We start from the raw sequence: 15678 nt of genomic DNA, 5'->3' as shown, positions 1-15678 counted from the left end.
GCGAATGAAGGATGGGAGAAAAGGAAAGCTAAGCTCGTGAAGATGAACCCAGATGGGCAAATGTAGGCAATTGGCCTATAATTCGCGCATCAACTCAGTATAAAGCGCTACCATACTCAGTATGTCGACTTTAGCTACTATCTCGTCGGGCGTATGCACCTCATCTTCGGGTGCGCCCACGAAGCACCAGTCCCAGGGCACGTCACTACGCTGCAGGTCTTTGGCATCAGACCCACCCGTTTCCTCCACTTCCAGCTGATGAGCTAGGCCGGCGGCCCGCGCAATAGCCCGGATGCGCTCGACGTAACGGCGGCGCGGGATGAGCGAGTCGCGCAGCGAGATAACGCAGCCATTACCCGCTTTTACGCCCTGCGTCACCCAGGTTATGTCCGCAATTAGCGCCTGGCGCACGCCGTAGGTTTCGTAGATAAACCGCGCCAGGTACGGCACTGAGCCACCACCATGCTCCTCCCAGCACGAAAAGGCGATAATGCCGTGCTCCAGAGTTTCGGCTACTTGTAGCGCGGCCCATACCCCCAGGCGGTTGTCGAGGTAGCAGCTCTGCACGGTAGTATCAGTTTCGCGGAAGTCGCAGGCAAAGGTGAGGCTGGTGCCCGTCTCGATAAGACGACTGAACTCATAGCTCAGGGCCTCGGTTTCTTCCTCAACTACCAACGTACAAGTTATTTCGCCTTGCGAGTCTTTTCCTACCAGCCGATAGCCCGTCTTTACTTCTGGCCCGCCAATAGGTATCAGTTCGTGCCCGTAGCGCACGGTAAAACCAATACTGTCAAGATGAGCAAATATGGCCGTTCGTGGCTGCCCGAATACTAGCAGCAGGCAGTCCTGGAAGCGGTTTTCGTCGTGCACTAGCAGCGGTGGCTGCCGCCAGCTAGGGCCATGTTCTTGCACGTAGTTGAGAAGAAAGGTAGTGAGCTTGGCCTCTTCGCCGGCAGGTGCCGGCAGCTGGCAAAGGGTCTTCAGAAGCTGCATATCCTAAAAGTCTAACGTAATACTACCGCCAAAGCTAGAGCCGCTGCCGTACTTTCGTTGGGCTGAAGCCCGACTAAACCACGCCGGGCCAACGCTTCTATTCGCTTCATCTGCCAGTATGTCTGTTTTTCCCTGGTTTTCACGTGGTTTGCTGTTGCTGACTTGCCTGTTGGGTGCGGTGCTGACGAGCTACGCGCAGAAAACACCGCCTGACACTACCAGATTGCGCATGGGGCAGGTACCGGAGATGCGCACCATTGCGGTCGATACCGTTAACGTGCTGCCTACCGCCGCCGATACGAAGGGCTGGCTGCTGCTCGATAAAGATATTCAGCTGGAGCTGGATGGAGCGGTGCAGAACCTGTATAATTTTAAATATGACAAAGCGGAAAAGCAGTTTCGCTCGCTGCGCCGCCGCTATCCGCACCACCCCATGCCCTATTTTCTGCTGGGGCTGAGCACCTGGTGGAAGATTTTGCCCACCAACTTCAACTCCACGCAGTACGACAAGCTGTTTTTCGCCTACATGGACACAGCCAATACGTACAGCGAGCAAATGGTGAAGGCTGACCCGCACAACTATGAAGGCTACTTTTTCCTGTCGGCTGCCAACGGCTTCGATGCCCGCCTCAACGCGGAGCGCCACAACTGGCGCAAAGCTACCTTCAGCAGCAAGCGGGCCCTCAACTATCTGCAGAAAAGCAGCGAGGCCAACGGACTGAGCCCCGAATTTCTCTTTGGCGAGGCACTGTTTAACTACTATGCTGTCTGGATTCCGGATAATTACCCGCTGCTCAAGCCAGTGTTGCTATTTTTCCCTAAAGGCAACAAACAGCTTGGCCTCAGCCAGTTGCGCACCGTAGCTAATACCGCTTTCTATACTGGTGTCGAAGCAAAGGTGTTCCTGATGAAGCTCCTTCACAACGATGAGCATCAGACGGCGGCAGCCATGCCCATCGCCCGTGGTCTGGCCCTCAAATATCCCGATAATGGTTATTTCGCCCGCTTCTACGCCTTGCTCTGCTTCGACCAGGCCGACTTTGGTGAATGTGAGCGCGTGAGCCGCGATATGATTGACAAAATCAACGTAGGCATGCCGGGCTACGAGGCCAGCAGTGGCCGTTACGCGACTTATTTTATGGGCTACCTCATGCAGTACAAGTACCGCGACCTGCCCAAAGCCAAGGACTACTACCAGCGCTGCATCGTATTCGCTGAGAGCAATGGCGAAACCGACGGCGGCTTCTACCTCTTCGCTAATGCCAACCTTGCCCGCATGGCCGACCGGGAGCATGACCTCGTTACGGCCAAGCGCTATTACCAGGTCGTAGCTGACAAAGCCGACCGTAAATCGGACCAGTATAAAGAGGCTAAAAGCTGGCTGAAGAAAAATTCTTAATAATAGCAGTTTTTATAAATGAAGGATTTCATTCTTACGCCTATCTATCTAGGAGTATTTTACGCGTTAGCGTTTATTATCAGGTCGTCAGTTACAAATAGATACACAAAACCCTACTTTATTCCTGCTCTCTCTATTAAGCTTCTTGGAGCCATTGCTCTTGGCATTCTATATCATACTATCTATTCTGGCGACACACTCTACTATTTCAAGTACGGTTCCATTATTTATCACGCCTTCGGCGACTCTTTTAGTGCCGGGCTGCACTTGATAACTACTGACGGCCACATGACGCCTGATATTGAGCCCTACGCCAGCCAGATGGTCTGGTTTGGGCCTGATAGCAAAGAGTATTTTGTCATTCGGGTAGCAGCTGTATGCGCCTTGGTTGGCTTCGATAGCTATTTTGTTACCAGCCTGTGTTTCGCAGTGCTCAGTTTCAGCGGCATGTGGGTTATGTATATCACATTTGCCAAAATTCGACCACAGACATATAGAGAGCTTACTATAGCAATATTTTTTCTGCCTTCCGTCTTTTTCTGGGGGTCTGGACTGCTCAAAGACTCGTTGTGCATCGGAGCACTGGGATGGCTTTTTTATGCTTTCTATCGAGGAGCTATCGAGAAGAAGAAAATCCTGAGCAGCTTACTTATCGGCCTAATGATGATGAAAGTAATTGCTTCTATGAAAGTTTATATTCTGCTCGCTTTTATACCTCCAGCTGCTCTATGGATACTTAATGAAAACACTGGCCGTATTAAATCCCCGGTTGTGCGCTGGATAGCTAAGCCCTTTTTTCTACTTGTTGGCTTATCGGTGGCAGCATACGCGATGAGTGCCATTACTGCTTCTGATGCTCGCTTTAACCTGGATAAGATTGGGGAGCAGAGTAAGTTGACGGCCGACTTTTTACAGGGCGTTAGTCAGCAGGAAAACGGCTCGGGCTATAATATTGGCGCACAGGATGGTACTGTCAGTGGCATGTTGAAACTAGCTCCTCAAGCAGCAGTAGTAGCTTTATTCCGGCCATTTATCTGGGAATCCCGCAATATAACAATGGCGCTTTCAGCTTTGGAAGCCACTTACTTTTTGGTGCTTACAATCCGTATATTCTACCGGGTAGGCTTTTTTAAAACGCTAAAAGCTATTTCCAGCTTACCCGTGCTCAATTTATGCTTTCTTTTTAGCTTGGTTTTTGCTATTTCAGTAGGTATTTCCAGCGGCAATTTTGGTACGCTAGTACGCTATAAAATCCCACTTATGCCTTTCTATCTGGCTGGGCTCTATATTTTGCAGAGTATCACGTTGCCCGAGACGGCGAAATCCAGAAATCCCTCTGTAGCCAGACAACCGCAGTTTGCCTAAGCAGGTATCAAGAAAATAAGGCCAAAAAGTTTGGTGTGTTAGCTATCACTGAATACCGTTGTTCGATTGTAATCCTGGCAGCTTGCCCCAATTGCTGCCGGTGCAAGCCATCGGTCAGTAGCTGCCTTAAGCGCTGGTGCCACTCAGCTGGCTCGCGACATATATAACCATTATGTCCATCGGTCACTACCTCAGTATTCATACCTACCGGAGATACCAGAGCAGGTATACCCAGCGCCATGTATTGCAACGCTTTGAAAGCACATTTCCCCTGAGCCCACTTGTCGTCTTCCAGCGGCATAAGGCCCACGTGAAAAGTCAGTAAATCAGGGATTTCAGTTGCTTTCTGCCAAGGAATGAATCGCAGGCAGCGCAGAGGCTGGCTGAACTCAGGCGGTTGGTTGGAAATAACGTGAAACTCAAAATCAAGACCTTCCGCTTCCAATTGGGCCAACACGGGCACTAGCGGCACCAGATATTTAAGGGTAGAATGCGTACCCGTCCAACCGATAACCAGCGGCCCGGGCGCTAGTTGGTTACGGACCTGATTGTGCAAATGCACCGTATCGATAGTGGTAGGATTTATCACCACACTGGAGTTAAACTGCCGGGCGTAGGCAGCTAAGTAAGCATTGCCACAGCTGTTTTTATAGGCCCAGTGGCAGATGCTATCCACTTTATGGTGCCACTTAAGGCCAGCCGCTATCCGATTAGCCTCAGAAGTATTAGCCAACCAAATAGCGTCGTCGAAATCGTAAACAATTCGCTTACGCAAGACCTTGGCTAGCAGCCATTCTGCTATAGGAGGTCCCAGAGGTGCGGCCTCACGGTGAATAAATACGTAATCGTAAGCCGGCGCGGCCAGTAGTACAGCCAGCCGACGGCCAAAGCCCGCCAGAATACCCAATGCCTTACGCTTTGCTTGTCCCGGCTTGTACAAAATCCGCCAAGTAGCCTCGTTTAAAAATGGAGCCAGCCGGTACGTGTGGCCATGGCTCTGCAAACTATCCAAGTACTGCTCAAAACGGAAGCGCTGGGAAGGTGCCTGGCCCGTAGGATAGGGGACGAGAAATAAGACGCGCATTATAGCTTACCGCTTCACGTAGAATTCGAGCACCCCGTCTATCACGCGCTGCTGCAACTCGGGGGTGAGTTCGTAGTAAAGCGGAAGCCGCACTAAGCAGTCGGTATAATGGTCGGCCCAGTGGAGTTCACGGCCATCGTGCTGCGCCGCATAGAAGGGGCTTTTATGCAGCGACAAATAGTGAAATACAGGCAGTATCTGCTGTTGCTTTAAGTGGTCAATTAAAGCACTTCGCTCTGCCAGACTACGGGTTACGAGGTAAAACATATGCCCATTATTAGTAGCATAGGCTGGTATTACAGGTAAGGCCACTCCTTGCGCTGGCAATGCGCTGAAGGCCTTAAAATACCGGGTCCAGATAGCTTTCCGTTGGGTCTGAATATCATCCAAGTGCTCGAGCTGAGCCCATAAAAAAGCCGCGATAATATCGGATGGCAAAAAGCTGGAACCAATATCTACCCACCCGTATTTATCTACCTCACCCCGAAAGAAAGAGGAACGATTAGTACCTTTTTCCCGAATAATTTCAGCCCGCTGGGCATATTTCGTGTTGTTTATGGCTAGCATTCCACCTTCGCCCGAGATGATATTCTTAGTCTCATGGAAGGAAAAAGCTGCTAAATCGCTCAGCGTGCCAAGCGGCTTGCCTTTATAGTAGCTATCAATGGCTTGGGCAGCGTCTTCAACTATAGCTATTCCGTGTCGGCTGGCTACCTCTTGGATAGTGTCCATATCGCAGGCAATGCCTGCGTAGTGAACTGGCACGATGGCGCGGGTACGGGAGGTTATCAGGCTTTCGAGCAAAGCCGTATCTAGGTTTGGATTTTGTGCGGTGCTATCAGCAAACATAATCTTGGCCCCACGCAACACAAATGCGTTAGGGGTACTCACAAACGTATAGGAAGGTACGATGACCTCATCACCAGGCTGCAAGTCTAGCAAGATGGCCGCCATTTCGAGCGCATCGGTGCAACTGGTGGTTAGCAAGACCTTCTGGAAGCCTAATTGCTGCTCGAAAAACTGGTGGCAGCGTTTTGTAAACAGACCATCGCCGGATATTTTTCCTGAGCGTACTGCTTCTTCAATATAGCGCGTTTCGGGCCCTGAGAGGTAAGGCTTGTTAAAGGGAATAGCAGGCAGCATGGAAACAAATAAAATAAGGTCACAAAGGTACGGCAGGTGGGCAGTACTAGCAGAAGCGCACTCGGAACTTTGGTAGTGGCAGTGCAGACTGTCCCTGCTCGGTCACCACCTCCAGCAAGCGCAATAACCCGTGGCCACACACCACCACCGGGCCCTGTGCGTCGCTAAACAATACCTTGCCAGGAGCGCGGTTTTCGATGATTACATCGGGTAGTTCTTCAACTCGCAACACCCGTAGTAGCACGCCGTCCAATAGCACGGCTGCACCCTTGTAAGGCCAACCTAGTGCGTCCACGGTGCGACGCAGGCGGGAAGCATCGAGTTGCCAGTCGAGGCGATAATCTTCGTCGTCGCGCCAAAGGCTGTAAGTGGCTAGGGTCTCTTTCTGCGGCTCTGCAGCGAGGCGGCCGGCTGCTGCCATACTTTGCCATAGCTGTGACACTAGTTCAATATAGCACTCTGACACTGTTTCTATAGCGGTTGCGATAGTTAGTGGGTACACTACCGACCGGCGTGCCTGCGCTATTATATCACCACGGTCAAAATCTCGGTCAGCATAGAGGGCGGTCACGCCAATCTCCGGCTCGCCATTGATGAGGTAGTTAACCAGTGGAGCAAACCCTCTATATCGGGGTAGCAGGCTATCGTGCAACACCACCAGCGTACTGTTTGGTTCGTTAATAAGCCAGCGCCAAGAAATAGCAAGTGCCAGAGAAGATGCTACCGGCCGGGCCGCCAGCCGGCTAATGCAGGCAATACCTGCCTCGTGGCACAGGGCTACGATTTCATCGTAGTAATCGCGAGCCAGATTCTTGTCGCGGGCGCTTACCACTTGGGCAATCAAAGAAGTATCGAGGTGCCTCACAATGTGCTCAAGCACCCGATATCCCTTCTCTGTCATCAAATACAGTGTAACCTTGCTTGGGCTCATATAAACAATAAAGTGCCATGTATCTATAAATTGATATTTATCCTGCCCGTATAGGGTTGCGGCGCGCCGGATGCCGTCACTTGATCAAGCAGATAAATAGGCCGATTCTTTACTTGTTCAAACGTTTTACCGATATAAAGACCTACCATTCCTAACACTGACAAAAGTAACCCCGCGAAAAACCAAATAGAAATGATAAGACTGGCGTAGCCTGGCTCCCATATATAACCCAGGAAATATCGGACTAAGGTGAGGAAGACCATCAAAAAGGCACTGACCGAAATCAGGAGGCCTATCTTGACCGTCAGCCGCAACGGCTTATCGGAATACGCCAGAATGATGTCAAGAGCCAAGTTGAGCAAACGGCGCAGGTTATAGCTACTCGTGCCTTCAGGACGTTCGGCGTGAGCTACAGCCAGCCCACCAGCCCGGAAGCCCACCCAGCGCACCATGGTAGGGAAATACCTGATATTTTCGCGCATGGCCAGCACTGCATCAATCACTTTGCGATGATAGATACCAAAGTTGGCGATAGTCGGGTCTTGTTTGGTTTCGGTGAGGTAAGACAGGACGCGGTAAAAAGCACGGGAACCCGCCCGTTTCAGCCACGAATCCTGCCGCTCAACCCGGCGCGCAAATACCAAGTCATACCCCTTCTGTGCCTGCTGATAAAGCGCCGGAATTTCTTCTGGCTGGTCCTGCAAATCACAGTCCATCACGACAATCCATTGACCGCGGCATTGCTCCAGGCCTGCGGTGATGGCGCGGTGCTGCCCAAAGTTACGAGACAACCTGAAGCCACGTACCCGCTCGTCTTGAGCCTGCTGCACAATAGCCTCCCACGAGTTATCAGGGCTTCGGTCATCAACAAGAATAATCTCGAAGGGCCTGTTCAGTGGCTCCACCGCTGCTTTTATGCGGCTCACCAACTCCCCTACCAGCTTATCAGCCCTGTATACCGGACTCACGATGGATAAGTAAATTTCTCCGTCCGGATTATCGTCCATTGGTTTTATCTGCATACTACCTGACTTACGGTAGGCAGCTTCCTGCCTTTATACCCCCTTATTTACCTCTTCTGTTCACTCTCACGTAAGCTTTGCCAAAAAACTTGGCATAGGCTCTATTTGCCCAATGAGTCGAATCTGGGTGCAAGTCATCCAGATAAATAGTTCTGGGTACTGCTGTCAGGGAGTCCAACACTACTCCCTCGTGTCCAGGCACCATCATAAGTTGGTAGCGCTTCTTATGTTGCGCATCGAACTGCTTAGCCGCTCCACTCAGCCAATCCTTATAAGCTAGTGCTATATTATTGGAGCTTTGCCCTTTATTACTATATGCAAGCGAGTAGTTGGAGTCGGTGAGTAAGGCTATCACTAGGAAGGTAGCCATTGCAAAAGTTATATAAGCCGGCTGCCGATGAGAAGTGGAAGCTACGCGCCGCCACCACGTAACAGCCGCGTAAAGCATAGATAGCCAGACCATGATAAAAACGAAGTAAATTACGTTGGTAACCCGCCCTGCGGGTGGCACACCTTCTGCCAAGTACGTCGGAAAAAAAGGCAACATTACCATTACTCCGCCCGCCAGCAAGGGTACAAACCGCTTTTTAAAAAAGATGGTCAGGGGGGCCTCCGTATTCTTGCTAACCGCAGACAGTATAGGTGCTAACACTACAGAGAGTGCTAAAATCACACCGTTACCCAGCCAGTTTACCAAACTATATACCAGAAACAAAGTACCTCGTACAACCCCAGTAATGAGCTTTGAGGCAGTCCTTGCTTGGTTGGTCAAAGCCGCTGTAGCACTCGACGCAGCTTCCGTCTTTATTCGCACAGTATTGCCCGGAGCTAAGACAACTATCGCCAGCGCAACACAAGCTATCAGCAACAGGGCCATCCACCACAAGCGGGTATTTTTATTACGCAGGTTAAGGAGCATACCTACTCCTATTGCAAATGCGGTGAGCATCGCGGCAATAAAATTGGTGCCTATTAGTATTATGGTCAGTATGGCTGCAGCTACCCAATAGCCTAGGCTTACCTGTTTGTTCTGAAAGGCTTGCAGCAGTACCAATATTAATAATAAGCCAATACTTATGCTCATCTGGTAAGCCCAGTTAGCATTCAGCCAAAATAGTCCTTCTGCCGGACTAGGGGTTTGATATAAGTAGGCAAACAGAACAGCCGATGTAATTACCAGCGTTGCCAGCCTATCTCTCGTTAGATACCGCATCAGTAGCCATAGGCTGGCAACTATACTCCCTATACCTAACCAACAGGGTATCCAGTATAGGTCAAATCTATCGTGTGCAACCGGATTCAAAGGGCTGCACATCACGGCATTGGTAGTATATAAACCCTGCCAATTAAGATAAAACACCTTTTGAAAGGCCAGCCAGCCAATCCGCTTGTAAAAGCCGGAAAAAACGTAATCATCCGCCACCGGATGACTATAAAATGATAGAACTAAAAAAGGAAGGACACTTACTAGGGCCAGCGTTAAAAAAAACACTTTGTAGAGTGTAGTACTACCAGAAGCAACTTCAGTCGAACGTTCCATTAATATTGACAAGCATTAATTCATTGCAAAAGCAATTCGTGCCAAATGTACAACATACTTCATACTGTCTACAATAATAATTTTTTGTTTATATATAAATATTTATGTAATTACTGCGGATTCTGCATTTTGATAACATGCTTGCAAAAGCTGGTATGTGTGAATAGGCGCAAATTTTTCCCGTACGTATTGCCGCCCAGCTACGGCAAACTCCGCTCGCAGAGACGCATCGTCCGCTAGCCAGACGATGGCCGCAGTCATAGCAGATACGTCGCGGTTAGGAACTAACAGTCCTGACTGCTCGTGCTCGAATAGTTCGGCCGGGCCGCCGCAGTCGGTAGCAATTAGCGGGGTGCCATAAAAAAGAGCATCGAGGCAAGTGAGAGAAAATGACTCTGACTCTGAGAAGTTGAGCACAATGTCGGCAGTTTTGATAGCGGCTTCCACATCGGTAGCAAAACCTTCAAAATGCACTACTGCTGTCAGGCCTTGCCGTTGCACAGCCGCTTCGAGCTGCTGCCGAAACTGTCGATTTTTTTCCAGACCCATATCGCCGCCCACGAAGTGCAGGCGCAGGCGCGGGTTTCGGACATAAGCCTGTCTAAAAGCTGCTAGCGCCAAGTCTTGACCTTTACCCTGAATATAATTACTCAAATAAAGCAGCTGTATTGTGCCGTCGGAACGAGGAGGGTGAGTAGGAATAGGGTGATACTCCGGACCAGGTAAGGGGTCATAAATTACGAGGGCAGTAGTACTCCCAGCGAAATATCGTCCTACTGCCTGCGATACGCATACAGTACGATAGGCAAACCGGTTACTTAACCAGCGCCAGGTGCGGGCCAGTGGCTGCACCAAGCTTTGGGGCAGAAAGCGAACGTGCGTTATTACTTGCAGCCGCCCTAAGCTTAGCAGCCGGGCCACGTAGCCCGTAAGATTGTAAAAGTCGTTGAGGTGGATAATGCTGGCGCCGGTGTGCTGAGCCAGTTGGTAGAGTCGCCAGCCATTGAGTAGCAGCATTGGTCCATAGCGCAGCAAGTCGGCTTTGCGCCGGCTTATCTCTACGAAAGGCAATTCATATACCACATAGCCGTCAGCTTCGAGTACCGAACGGGCGGTACTGCCAGTCGGCAACACGTAAGCAAACTCGAGCCCTACGGCGCGTAGTGGTGTGGTAGCGTTGCGTATGGCATTAAGCGCCCCGGTTACTGCTCGCGAATTATCTACTACCAGCACTCGGCCAGCGGTGGCAGGGGCATCAGTGGGTTTTGATGAAGGCAAAGCGGTTTTTCAGCTTTAAAAAGGGTTTTTCATAGTACGTAAAACTCACCCAACTCAGCAGCATAGCTAGGGTCAGGCCCACGGCATTGTCGCCAAGCAGCACGCCTGTCACGGTCTTGTTCAGCCCCAAGCGATGCAACAACTGGTAGGCCGCCAGCAAGGTCATAAAGTGTAGGCAATATAGACCATAAGTATAGGTCCCCCAGTAGCTTAGCCAACGCATTTTCGCCATTTTCACGAAAGAATGGCGAGCGTAGTTCTGTTCCAGTAGTACGAAAGCAAAGAAAATTGCAAGCACCAGTCGGTCGAACACAACGTAGCTCGGCAGCATTATACTCAATCGATTACGCCCGAGTAGTATAACAACTCCCAGCACATATCCTAACCCTATACCCCAACGCGGCAAACCTGCCACTGCTGTAGTTAGCCGTTTGTCACGAAAGCACATCCAAGCCACTAGGCCCCCCAAAGCCATATCGCCGATAACGCTAAGTGTATGCAGCCCTAGCACCAAATGCTCAGTTTGATGTCCGGCCCGGAACAGTAGGTTACCCACCAGCACAGCACTAAACAACCAACCGAGGTACCGGCTGGGCACGGCGGCTATCAACAGGGGCCACACAAGGTAAAACTGCTCTTCTACGCATACCGACCACAGTACAGTAAGCGCAGGTGTCTGGCTGCCATAGTAGATATCGCTAAAATTAGCCAGAAACAGTACGTAGTATTCTAGCCGGGCCGTTTCATGAATAACGTGCTGCCCGAACTTGGCCCGCGCAATAGGTAGTATAAAAAACCCTAGGAGCACCACCACAAAGTAGAGGGGCCAGATGCGTAAAATTCGTCGCACGTAGAAGGCTCCTATTGCAATACGGCCGGTCAATTCTCGTTCACTTAGCAGTAGATACGTAATAAGAAAGCCACTGAGTACGAAGAAAAAATTCACCCCTAAGTCTCCCGAGCGGGTCAGACCCCGCACCCACTGGTATGTCCCATTGCCCAAGATAGCAGGTTCAGCAGTGTAAAAGGAGTGAAATAGAAATACGGCAAAGAAAGCCAGGAAGCGGAGGCCATCCAGGTTCGGGAAGTAGATGCGGCGGGGGGACTGCATCGCGACGGGTTCTGGAGCAGCAGGTTGCATACGTAACTACTTACTCGCTAGAGTAGCATCAATGAGTTGACGCCAGCGCCGAAAGGTATTGGCATGCGAAAAATCGAGGGCTCGCTCGTAAGCCTGCTGCCCTAGCCGGGCCTGCTCGGCCGTATCGCCGAGTAGCTGCGCTAGGGTGGCTACCCATACCGCCTGGTCGGCGGCTAGGGTAGCCGCACTGGTGAGCATGGGCATCAGCACGCCATAGGGTGTCCACTCTGCCTGCCGGATGGGTTTGGTTGGAATAGATGAGTCAGGAGCCAGCATTTCGCGAGGGCCAGTGGGGCAGTCCGCCGTTACGCAGGCTACGCCACAGGTCATAGCTTCTCCCAATGCTAGCGGAAACCCTTCCCAGGCAGAGGGGAAAACGAATATTTGGGCGGGCCGGATAAATTGAAAAGGGTTACTTTGCAAGCCTACGAAGTATACCTGATAATCGGCTGCCAGGGGGGCATTTTCCCAGGCCAGCCAAGTACGTAAGCCCAGTGCGCGCGCCTGTTCGCTCAACTCGTCACGCAACTCTCCATCGCCAATGAATACCAGCTTTGCAGGCTGCTGCTTTAGCAAAATGGCAAAAACTTCGAGCAGCGGAGCCTGGTTTTTTTGAACAGCCAGCCGTCCTGAAGTGACCAGCACTGGCCCCGTATCATAGATAGCAGTTTGTATAGCTGGGGCCAGTGGTTCTTGGCTGCGCTCCCGCACCTGCTCTACTTCAAACGAGTTGTTAATGGCCATAAGCCGCTCGGCTGGCACGCCAAACGCTTCTGTCATCTCCGGGATAATGTCGCGGCTAACCGTTACTACGCGGTCGGCCCGGTGGTAAAGCCAGGGCATCAGTAAGCGCTTACGCAACCAGCCCAACCCGCCTTTAATTTCACCATCATGGACTTTAGATCCTTGGATGAGTAGAATGACTTTTTCTCGGCCCTTACTGAGCAGGTTGACGTAATCAGCACCCTCCAGGTGACTTATAGCCACATCGCAGTTTAATTCGCGCTTCAAGGCCTGTAGCTTGGCTACCCGCGCATAAAAGTTCTTTAACTTAGCTACCGGGCCGCCACCGCCAGGTACTCCCAAACTCCGCACAGCATTGCCACTTGGGTAAAGGTCAGGTTCATCTTCATTAAAAATGACTTCCGTTACGTCGTAAAACTCCCGCAAGGCTACTCCGTGGTCGTGAAATGCTCGTTGGGCTCCACCCAGACCCCGATTTGGGATTATCATCAGCAGATGCGGGCGGGCTGCAGCAGAAGTTAGCATAGCAGAATTAACTTAAAGTGAGCGACACTTAATGCTGGCGCGATGCCAAACGCATGAATGGCTGCTCAACCAAGCGGTAAAAAATGTAAGCCCCCGTTACGGCAGCTATTAGCGAAAGCGCCAGAATAAGAAGCTTGTGCGCGTCGGAAGTAGGAGCGATTAACTTTACCAGAATAAATTCGCTGGTATTGCCGATGAAAACATGCAGTAAGTAAAATGAATAGGATATTTTTCCAATAAACCCTAACCCTGGAATATTAACATTCATTAAATTAATAACTATTGCGGTAGCTAGTGCTGTACCGGCTACATAAGCTCCTAGTTGCCAATAGGCAAGCCCCGAAAACAATAGTAGGCAGCCTGCATACAAAAGCAGAGTTAGCCGCTTTTGCTGCCACAGCAAGGTAGCCCCACCCAACGCAAATATGGTGCTGTACTGGCAAAAGCTTCCTACTGCTAATACAGGCACCACGTACTGCAAGGCATTAACTAGCAAGTAACATCCGATAAAAAAGCCGATATGGCGACGCTCAAATAAGAAGCTAAATAAAATTCCGATAAACAGGTAAAACTCGAACTCAATAGCTAGCGTCCAGAAAACCCCGATAACCCATTTGTAGGAAGTAAATGGCACCACAAACAGCAGATTACTGATAATTTGCCCAGCACTCAGGCCGCTTGTATAAGAGGTAGTATGCCGGATAAATTGGTCGATAATAAACCATTGAGCCAGCACTAGAATAATAGCTACATAAGCCGGAGGATTTATCCGAATAATACGCTTTTTAATGTATACTAAAAACCCACTTAATTGATAGTTTTTACCTAACAGACTATAGGGAATAATAAAGCCCGATATCACAAAAAATATATCTACTCCTAATGCCCCTTTTGAAAATGTCTGTTTCACTACCGGCACAATTGCTTTAGGGAGCGCGCCATTGGTAAAATGAAACAAACAGACACTTAACGCCGCTATAGCCCGCAGACTATCGAGCCCAGGTAGGTAACGTTTATGCACGGCCTGCCCATTAGCAGTTAGTAATTCAGACACAGTAGCTATAATATTTATTGGAAATATAGATTCAGATAGGGAAGAAATCTTAGTCCGCAATGCGCAGCAGCTCACTGTCAGTTTCTCATCTACCCTACAGACAAATTTTGCCCAGCGCTGATTAACAGTCATTTAACTTTCCACTCGGTTTGGAGTAGAATAAGACACTCCGCAAAATTAACACTAATCGCAAGCTTAAGCTACGTAATGCACTAGGGTGCTACCTTACGAGCATCTAAAAGCACTTGTGCAAACAGTGCCTCATAAGCTGCTACACATCGCTCCATACGAAACTTATCAAAGCACTGTCGGGCTAACTCCCGATGCGTTTTTAGTAATTCAGGGTCGGTACAATAGGCTCGCAGAGCGGCTGTCAGGGTATCTGGCTGGGTAAGGCCTAAGCCGTTTTGTTCCAGCAATACCCCCGCTAGCCCTTGTCCAGGCACTTCCAGCATCCGTGGTATCTCGCCAATACGGGTAGCAATTACCGGAACTTCGCAAAACAGATATTCTGCAATACTATTAGGCAAACTTTCAGACGCAAAATAACTTGGTAGCAGGCCCACGTCGAAAAGTCTGACCCAATCGATAGGATTCGGTGCAAAACCCAAGAAATGCACGTTAGGCGTCGTATTAGCAGTGTGCAACCTGTCTAGGTAGTCGCTACTACCTATCAATACCAAGTGCACCGTTGGAAATTCAGTCTGCAATTCTGCAAAGCTATTGAGGGCATATTGCCAACCTTTTTCGACAATTCCTCGAGCTACCATTCCTACCACAAAATCATGCTCGCCAATGCCGAGTTGTGCCCGGGTGGGCAATTGGGCGAAAGGCGAGAAATGACCATCGAAGCCATTATAAATCTGAGCGTGAGGCAGGTCAGCTAACGGCCGCACACCTGGTACGGAGAATATTTCTAGATTTTTCTCTGTCAGATAGACTACCCCAGCGGCCTGTTGTAGCGCCCGACGCGAGTGTAGTGTCACTTTAGGCTCGGTTGTCTTATGCAAAAATTCTTCGTAACAACCATGCATAGTTATGACTAAAGGGACTGCCGGCTCAGCCGTGGTAGCTGCTGCTGCTGCTACATAATCCGACTTTATCATATGCGAGTTAATAACGTCTATTCGCAGGCGCTCTAAAGTCTGGCGCAAGTGACGTTCTACCAAGCGCTCGCGCCCGGCGAAAGGCAGTCCTAGCCGGCGCAACCCACCCTGAATTTTCCGCGTGAGCCAGTCTACTCCCGGTATGGCAGGGTGGAAGGCTAACACTGGTACTCCGGTTGCTACCTGCTTCACCAGTGAATAGTTGATATAAGATGCATAGTGACTATACAGGTATACTTGGTGACCGCGTTGGTGTAGTGCATACGCCAGACGCATGCCGAAAACTTGTGCGCCACCTGTACGCAAGTCCTCAATGGCGATAAGAATGTTCATAATCTATCAACTTAGTTTAT

13 protein-coding genes are annotated in these 15678 nt (G+C 50.2%); 2 read left to right on the top strand and 11 right to left on the bottom strand.

The features are described 5' to 3' along the window. Positions 1-75: 75 nt before the first annotated feature. The gene (locus F6X24_RS08930) at positions 76-993 is read right to left on the bottom strand and encodes a zinc-binding metallopeptidase family protein (protein ID WP_151087669.1); all 918 of its coding nucleotides are present in this window, start codon (positions 991-993) and stop codon (positions 76-78) included. A 118-nt stretch (positions 994-1111) separates the two neighbouring features. On the opposite strand from F6X24_RS08930, the gene F6X24_RS08925 reads away from it, so the two are divergent. Both F6X24_RS08925 and F6X24_RS08920 read left to right on the top strand, forming a co-directional pair. Beyond that, on the top strand, positions 1112-2392 hold the full coding sequence (locus F6X24_RS08925; RefSeq protein WP_229725448.1) for a tol-pal system protein YbgF: 1281 nt from the start codon (positions 1112-1114) through the stop codon (positions 2390-2392). A gap of 18 nt (positions 2393-2410) precedes the next feature. Then, the gene (locus F6X24_RS08920; RefSeq protein ID WP_151087668.1) at positions 2411-3757 is read left to right on the top strand and encodes a hypothetical protein; all 1347 of its coding nucleotides are present in this window, start codon (positions 2411-2413) and stop codon (positions 3755-3757) included. 7 nt (positions 3758-3764) lie between these two features. On the opposite strand, the gene F6X24_RS08915 is transcribed toward F6X24_RS08920, so the two are convergent. The 10 genes from F6X24_RS08915 to F6X24_RS08870 form a co-directional block, all read right to left on the bottom strand. Then, entirely contained in the window at positions 3765-4841 is a 1077-nt protein-coding gene (locus F6X24_RS08915) for a glycosyltransferase family 4 protein (protein WP_151087667.1), read from the bottom strand. A gap of 6 nt (positions 4842-4847) precedes the next feature. After that, positions 4848-5984: a dTDP-4-amino-4,6-dideoxygalactose transaminase gene (gene rffA / locus F6X24_RS08910; protein ID WP_151087666.1), complete on the bottom strand. Its 1137-nt coding sequence runs from the start codon at positions 5982-5984 to the stop codon at positions 4848-4850. A gap of 46 nt (positions 5985-6030) precedes the next feature. Then, positions 6031-6915: a formyltransferase family protein gene (locus F6X24_RS08905; RefSeq protein WP_151087665.1), complete on the bottom strand. Its 885-nt coding sequence runs from the start codon at positions 6913-6915 to the stop codon at positions 6031-6033. Between the two features lie 23 nt (positions 6916-6938). Next, entirely contained in the window at positions 6939-7937 is a 999-nt protein-coding gene (locus tag F6X24_RS08900; RefSeq protein ID WP_229725446.1) for a glycosyltransferase family 2 protein, read from the bottom strand. Between the two features lie 43 nt (positions 7938-7980). Further along, positions 7981-9477 carry a DUF6056 family protein gene (locus F6X24_RS08895; protein ID WP_151087664.1) on the bottom strand — a complete coding sequence of 499 codons (1497 nt, stop codon included), beginning with the start codon at positions 9475-9477 and terminating at the stop codon, positions 7981-7983. A 102-nt stretch (positions 9478-9579) separates the two neighbouring features. Next, positions 9580-10611: a glycosyltransferase family 4 protein gene (locus F6X24_RS08890; RefSeq protein WP_191906523.1), complete on the bottom strand. Its 1032-nt coding sequence runs from the start codon at positions 10609-10611 to the stop codon at positions 9580-9582. Positions 10612-10732: 121 nt separating this feature from the next. Further along, positions 10733-11896 carry an acyltransferase family protein gene (locus tag F6X24_RS08885; protein ID WP_151087662.1) on the bottom strand — a complete coding sequence of 388 codons (1164 nt, stop codon included), beginning with the start codon at positions 11894-11896 and terminating at the stop codon, positions 10733-10735. Positions 11897-11902: 6 nt separating this feature from the next. Then, positions 11903-13165, bottom strand: coding sequence for a glycosyltransferase (locus tag F6X24_RS08880; RefSeq protein WP_151087661.1), 1263 nt, complete (start codon positions 13163-13165; stop codon positions 11903-11905). A gap of 28 nt (positions 13166-13193) precedes the next feature. After that, complete coding sequence (locus F6X24_RS08875) at positions 13194-14219, bottom strand: acyltransferase family protein (protein ID WP_191906522.1); 1026 nt, start codon at positions 14217-14219, stop codon at positions 13194-13196. Between the two features lie 212 nt (positions 14220-14431). Continuing rightward, positions 14432-15658, bottom strand: a complete 1227-nt coding sequence (locus tag F6X24_RS08870) for a glycosyltransferase family 4 protein (RefSeq protein WP_151087659.1) — start codon at positions 15656-15658, stop codon at positions 14432-14434. Positions 15659-15678 lie beyond the last annotated feature (20 nt).

The organism is Hymenobacter baengnokdamensis, from assembly GCF_008728635.1.
In the GTDB taxonomy this organism is placed as follows: domain Bacteria; phylum Bacteroidota; class Bacteroidia; order Cytophagales; family Hymenobacteraceae; genus Hymenobacter; species Hymenobacter baengnokdamensis.
This window is presented reverse-complemented; position numbering and strand designations above follow the sequence as displayed.

What these genes read in the sequence shown, in the direction of transcription:
- F6X24_RS08930 (WP_151087669.1), bottom strand. Translation starts at nt 993, where the DNA reads ATGCAGCTTCTGAAGACCCTTTGCCAGCTGCCGGCACCTGCCGGCGAA.
- F6X24_RS08925 (WP_229725448.1), top strand. Translation starts at nt 1,112, where the DNA reads ATGTCTGTTTTTCCCTGGTTTTCACGTGGTTTGCTGTTGCTGACTTGC.
- F6X24_RS08920 (WP_151087668.1), top strand. Translation starts at nt 2,411, where the DNA reads ATGAAGGATTTCATTCTTACGCCTATCTATCTAGGAGTATTTTACGCG.
- F6X24_RS08915 (WP_151087667.1), bottom strand. Translation starts at nt 4,841, where the DNA reads ATGCGCGTCTTATTTCTCGTCCCCTATCCTACGGGCCAGGCACCTTCC.
- rffA (WP_151087666.1), bottom strand. Translation starts at nt 5,984, where the DNA reads ATGCTGCCTGCTATTCCCTTTAACAAGCCTTACCTCTCAGGGCCCGAA.
- F6X24_RS08905 (WP_151087665.1), bottom strand. Translation starts at nt 6,915, where the DNA reads ATGAGCCCAAGCAAGGTTACACTGTATTTGATGACAGAGAAGGGATAT.
- F6X24_RS08900 (WP_229725446.1), bottom strand. Translation starts at nt 7,937, where the DNA reads ATGCAGATAAAACCAATGGACGATAATCCGGACGGAGAAATTTACTTA.
- F6X24_RS08895 (WP_151087664.1), bottom strand. Translation starts at nt 9,477, where the DNA reads ATGGAACGTTCGACTGAAGTTGCTTCTGGTAGTACTACACTCTACAAA.
- F6X24_RS08885 (WP_151087662.1), bottom strand. Translation starts at nt 11,896, where the DNA reads ATGCAACCTGCTGCTCCAGAACCCGTCGCGATGCAGTCCCCCCGCCGC.
- F6X24_RS08880 (WP_151087661.1), bottom strand. Translation starts at nt 13,165, where the DNA reads ATGCTAACTTCTGCTGCAGCCCGCCCGCATCTGCTGATGATAATCCCA.
- F6X24_RS08870 (WP_151087659.1), bottom strand. Translation starts at nt 15,658, where the DNA reads ATGAACATTCTTATCGCCATTGAGGACTTGCGTACAGGTGGCGCACAA.